Origin of the sequence: Prevotella sp. SGI.167 (genome assembly GCF_050313615.1) — a bacterium.
GTDB lineage: Bacteria > Bacteroidota > Bacteroidia > Bacteroidales > Bacteroidaceae > Prevotella.
On record NZ_JBNPLT010000112.1, the window covers coordinates 1 to 705 of the forward strand.

The 705-nt window shown below is 41.4% G+C and carries 2 protein-coding genes; both read right to left on the reverse strand.

All coding sequences use genetic code 11. The features are described from left to right. On the reverse strand, nucleotides 1-129 hold a 129-nt coding region (locus ACQRBJ_RS16100), incomplete at its 3' end, for an NAD-dependent epimerase/dehydratase family protein (RefSeq protein WP_445304239.1). A gap of 92 nt (nucleotides 130-221) precedes the next feature. Beyond that, a partial coding sequence (locus ACQRBJ_RS16105; RefSeq protein ID WP_445304238.1) for a UDP binding domain-containing protein occupies nucleotides 222-705 on the reverse strand: 484 nt, incomplete at its 5' end.

The window sequence follows — 705 nt, forward strand, 5'->3', positions numbered from 1 at the left end:
GTCAATACCCACTACTTTGACATCCTTCACTTCCTTCAACAGTCTAAAAGTCAGGTTGCTGCCGATAAACCCAGCAGCACCTGTCACGAGGATTGTCTTCCCCGCTAAATCAACATTATATTGTACCATTTTATTATTGATTATTTTGTAGTGATTAGTGATTAATTTACTAGCAAAATGCAATCTGTAATCATTAATCACTAATCATTAATCACTAATTTCTAGTCTCTTCTAAAAATGTCTCTAGTATATACCTTCTCCTTTACATCATCCAGGCAGACATCATAGCGGTTGGCGATAATTGCCTGACTCTGCTTCTTGAAAGCATTCATATCATTTACAACCTTGCTACCAAAGAATGTACTTCCATCTTCCAATGTTGGCTCATAGATGATAACCTCTGCACCCTTTGCCTTGATGCGTTTCATGATACCCTGGATAGCAGATTGGCGGAAGTTATCGCTGTTTGACTTCATGGTCAGACGATAGACACCAATCACACAGCTGTGCTCCTTGCTGGCATCGAAAGTACTATTCTCGTTATAATAGTCTGCCTTCTGGAGAACGGCATCAGCGATATAGTCCTTACGGGTACGGTTGCTCTCCACGATTGCCTCAATCAGATTCTCTGGAACATCGGCATAGTTTGCCAAAAGCTGCTTGGTATCCTTTGGCAAGCAATAACCACCATAGCCGAAGCTTGGA